The organism is Cellulomonas bogoriensis 69B4 = DSM 16987, assembly GCF_000767165.1.
Taxonomy (GTDB): Bacteria; Actinomycetota; Actinomycetes; order Actinomycetales; family Cellulomonadaceae; genus Actinotalea; species Actinotalea bogoriensis.
The window spans coordinates 1-3,430 of sequence record NZ_AXCZ01000224.1; the positions used below are offsets into that span (position 1 = coordinate 1).

Annotated in this window: 4 protein-coding genes and 1 pseudogene; 1 reads left to right on the forward strand and 4 read right to left on the reverse strand. The window is 74.7% G+C overall.

Going from position 1 to position 3,430, the window contains the following annotated elements; genetic code table 11:
• The 4 genes and pseudogenes from N869_RS17465 to N869_RS13685 all read right to left on the reverse strand — a co-directional run.
• Window positions 1–120 (reverse strand): annotated as a pseudogene (locus tag N869_RS17465) (DNA polymerase III subunit delta'); the annotation flags it as partial.
• Complete coding sequence (gene tmk / locus N869_RS13675) at window positions 117–794, reverse strand: dTMP kinase (protein ID WP_232229750.1); 678 nt, start codon at window positions 792–794, stop codon at window positions 117–119. The gene tmk and the pseudogene N869_RS17465, both read right to left, overlap by 4 nt.
• 26 nt (window positions 795–820) lie before the next feature.
• Window positions 821–1,840, reverse strand: coding sequence for a Gfo/Idh/MocA family protein (locus N869_RS13680; protein ID WP_035062480.1), 1,020 nt, complete (start codon window positions 1,838–1,840; stop codon window positions 821–823).
• A 13-nt stretch (window positions 1,841–1,853) separates the two neighbouring features.
• Window positions 1,854–2,876 carry an iron-containing redox enzyme family protein gene (locus N869_RS13685; RefSeq protein WP_035062481.1) on the reverse strand — a complete coding sequence of 341 codons (1,023 nt, stop codon included), beginning with the start codon at window positions 2,874–2,876 and terminating at the stop codon, window positions 1,854–1,856.
• 161 nt (window positions 2,877–3,037) lie between these two features.
• On the opposite strand from N869_RS13685, the gene N869_RS13690 reads away from it, so the two are divergent.
• Window positions 3,038–3,265 (forward strand): CDGSH iron-sulfur domain-containing protein, encoded by a 228-nt coding sequence (locus N869_RS13690; protein ID WP_035062483.1) that lies wholly within the window; start codon window positions 3,038–3,040, stop codon window positions 3,263–3,265.
• Window positions 3,266–3,430: the final 165 nt, after the last annotated feature.

The following is a 3,430-nucleotide window of genomic DNA, read 5'->3' on the forward strand; positions in this document are numbered from 1 at the left end:
CCCCGAGCCCGGGGGGCCGGTCACCAGCCACGCGTGCGTCATCGCCGCCTCGTCGCCGGCGGCCCCCCGCAGCACCTCGACCACGTGGTCCTGCCCGACGACGTCGTCCCACACGCTCACCGGGTCACCCCCACCCGGCCCAGCAGGCCCGCGACCCGCGCCCGCACGGCCTCGTGGAGCTCGCCCGTGGGACGTGTGGCGTCCAGCACCAGCCACCGGTCACCACCGGTGCGCGCCCGCTCCAGGAACGCCCGGCGGGTCCGTGCGTGGAACTCCAGCCCGGCGCGCTCCAACCGGTCCGGCGCACCCGTGAGCCGCCCCAGGCCCACCTGCGGGTCCAGGTCCAGCAGCACCGTCAGCCGGGGCAGCAGACCCTGCGTGGCCCACGCGGACAACCGCTCGACCTCCTCGGCACCCAGGTCCCTGCCGTCCCCCTGGTACGCGACCGAGGAGTCCAGGTACCGGTCCGTCAGCACGACCGCCCCCCGGGCCAGCGCCGGACGCACCACCGTGTCGACGTGGTGGGCCCGGTCGGTCGCGTACAGCAGCGCCTCGGTGCGGGGCCCGACGTCCTCCCCGTGCAGCACCGCCGCGCGCAGCTGGCGCCCCAGGTCCGTCCCGCCGGGTTCACGGGTACGCACCACCTCGTGCCCCGCGCCCTCCAACCAGGTGGCCAGCAGGCCGAGCTGCGTGGACTTGCCCGCCCCGTCACCGCCCTCGAACGAGACGAACAACCCGTTCTCGCCGGGGGACACCAGCCCCGGACCTGACACGGCGGGGGACGGATCGGTCACGCGCACAGGCTACCGGGGCCCCGACGTCACTCGCCGGGGTAGGCGACCCCGACCAGGCGGCGGACCTCGTCCATGGTGCGCATCACCGCGAGGGTGCCGTCCAACGGCATGACCGGGCTCTCGGTCCGCCCCTCGGCGACCCGGCGCGCGACCTCCGCCGCCTGGTACTGGAACCCGCCGTCGACCTCCTGGTCGAACGTCCACCTGCTGCCGTCGTCCCGCACCACGGTGAACGAGGTGGGGCGGTAGAAGTCGGTCGCGACCTCGATGCGCCCCTCGCTGCCCGCGACCACGGCCGTGGTGGCCGTCCTCGCCCACAGCGTCGTGTGCAGGGCAGCCTGGGCACGGTCGCCGTACCCCAGACCCATCGTGACCTGACCGTCGACCCCCGTCCTGGTCAGCGACCCCAGTGCGGTCACCACCTGCGGCTCACCCAGCACGTCGTGGGCGAACGACACCGGGTACACGCCCAGGTCCAGCAACGCGCCCCCGGCCAGCTCCCGGGCGTGCAACCGGTGGGTGTCCGGCATGTGCGCGAACCCCTGACCGTGATCGGCCTGGACCGCCACGACCTCACCGACCTCACCCCGTGCCAGCACCTGCCGCAAGGCCACCATGTGCGGCAGGAACCGGGTCCACATGGCCTCCATGCAGAACACCCCAGCGGCGCGGGCGGCGTCCACGACCTCCTGCGCCTCGGACGCGTTGCGCGTGAACGACTTCTCGACCAGCACGTGCTTGCCGGCGGCGATCGCGAGCAGCGCATGGGCGTGGTGCCCGGAGTGCGGGGACGCCACGTACACGGCGTCCACCTGGGGGTCCGCGACCAGCGCCTCGTACCCGACGTGGGTCGTGGGCACCTCGAACCGGGCCGCGAACGCCTCGGCGCGCTCCCGGTCGCGCGAGCCCACCGCCACCACCCGTCCCTGCGTCCACCCGTGGACCGCCGCGGCGAACGTCCCGGCGATCCACCCGGGGCCCAGCACCCCCCAGCGCAACGGTGGGGCCGAGCGCGGGTCCTGCAGGGCAGTCGTCGTCGACGTCATGGGCACACGGTACTCAGGCGGCGAGCGGCCGGGCCTCGCGCAACGCGGTCCGCCCCTGCTCCCACCTGTCGAGCATGTGCCGTCCCGCACGCTCCTCGAGCGCCAGGCAGGCCCCCGCCCCCCACAGCACGTCGTCGCGTACCGACGGCTCGGCCTCGGCGAGCGCGCCGGCCAGGTCACGGCCGGCGATCTGCTCGTGGACCGCGTCGGCCTCGACGTGCTCGTCGAAGTACCCCGTGACGTCCGGCCCGTACCCCAGCCGGCGGAACCCGTGGCCGTACCGCCGGCTGGGGATGGACGAGGTCATCTCGAACGCCGCCAGGTGCCCGGCGATCGCCCCCCGCAACCTGCGGTGCAACCCGAACAGGCTCATGAGGTTCACGTTCGCGAGGGTCGGGGCGGGGACGACGTCCACGTAGGCGCCGTACGTGTCGTCCAGGCCCACGGCCCGCAGCGTCGCCCCGTACAGCTCGGCGTGCAGGTACCCGGGCCGGCCGCCACCGTACTCGTCGGCCTGGATCTCGATCAGGGCCGACTTGGGACGTCCGGTCAGGCGAGGCAGGGCCCAGGAGTGGGGGTCGGCCTCCTTCAGGTGGTAGATCGACCGGTGGATCAGGAACTCGCGTGCCTGGTCGTCCGTGGCCCGCTTCGCGATGAACCCCGAGACGCCGGGCCCGGAGTCGTCCGCCGTCAGCTCGAACAAGGCCTCGGCGATCTCACCGGCGGTGCGGGCTCCCGTGGCGGGGACCGGGACCACGGCCCGGACCGCCGACTCGAACGCGTCCTCCAGGACCGCCCGGGCCGCGAGCAGGTCCGGGTGCCACTCCCAGCGCTCGTCGACCCCGTCCAGGCCCCGGTAGTGCAGCTCGTACATGGTCAGCAGAGTGGTCTGGACGTCGTCGTCGCAGAGCGCGTCCTGGGCCCGCGCGACCGCCTCGCGGGCGTCCTCGACCAGGGTGGGGCTCGGTTCGGGTGACCGGCGCAACGCGGTGCCGACGGCGGTGCCGAGGGGGCCGCGGGGGGCGGGTGGACGCATCGTGATCCTCCGGGAGTGGCCGCGACCCGGGGGTGGTGCGGCGGCGGCACGGGGCCTGACGACCCCGCCCACAGGGTCGCACCGGCATCCGGGCCCCGCATCCGCAGGCCCGTCGGCCGCCCCGACGGGCGAATCCGGCCGGGTCGGGCTTCACTGGGCCCGTGACCGCGAACGAGACCGGACCCCGGGCCAGCGTGACCGCGTGCCCCCACGGACCCCTGCTGGTGCGGGGGGACGTGGAGATCCTCATGCCCGACGGTTCCCCGGCACCGCGGCGCCGGTCCACCGTGGCGCTGTGCCGGTGCGGGGCCTCAGGCATCAAGCCGTTCTGCGACGGCAGCCACAAGGCCATCGGGTTCCGCACCGACGACGAGGGGCAGGGCACGTGAGCTGCCCCGACCCTGGTGCCCGACCTCGCTGCCCCCGACCTCAGGGGGCCGGGCTCACTTCTTGGTGGTCTTCTTCGCCGGGGTCTTGCGGGTGGTGGCCCGCTTGCGCTTGACCGGGCCCCGGGCGCGCTTCTCGGCGAGGAGCTCGGCGGCACGGTCCAGGGT

Coding starts and splice junctions, on each gene's coding strand:
- N869_RS13685 (WP_035062481.1), bottom strand. CDS start 2,876: ATGCGTCCACCCGCCCCCCGCGGCCCCCTCGGCACCGCCGTCGGCACC.
- N869_RS13680 (WP_035062480.1), bottom strand. CDS start 1,840: ATGACGTCGACGACGACTGCCCTGCAGGACCCGCGCTCGGCCCCACCG.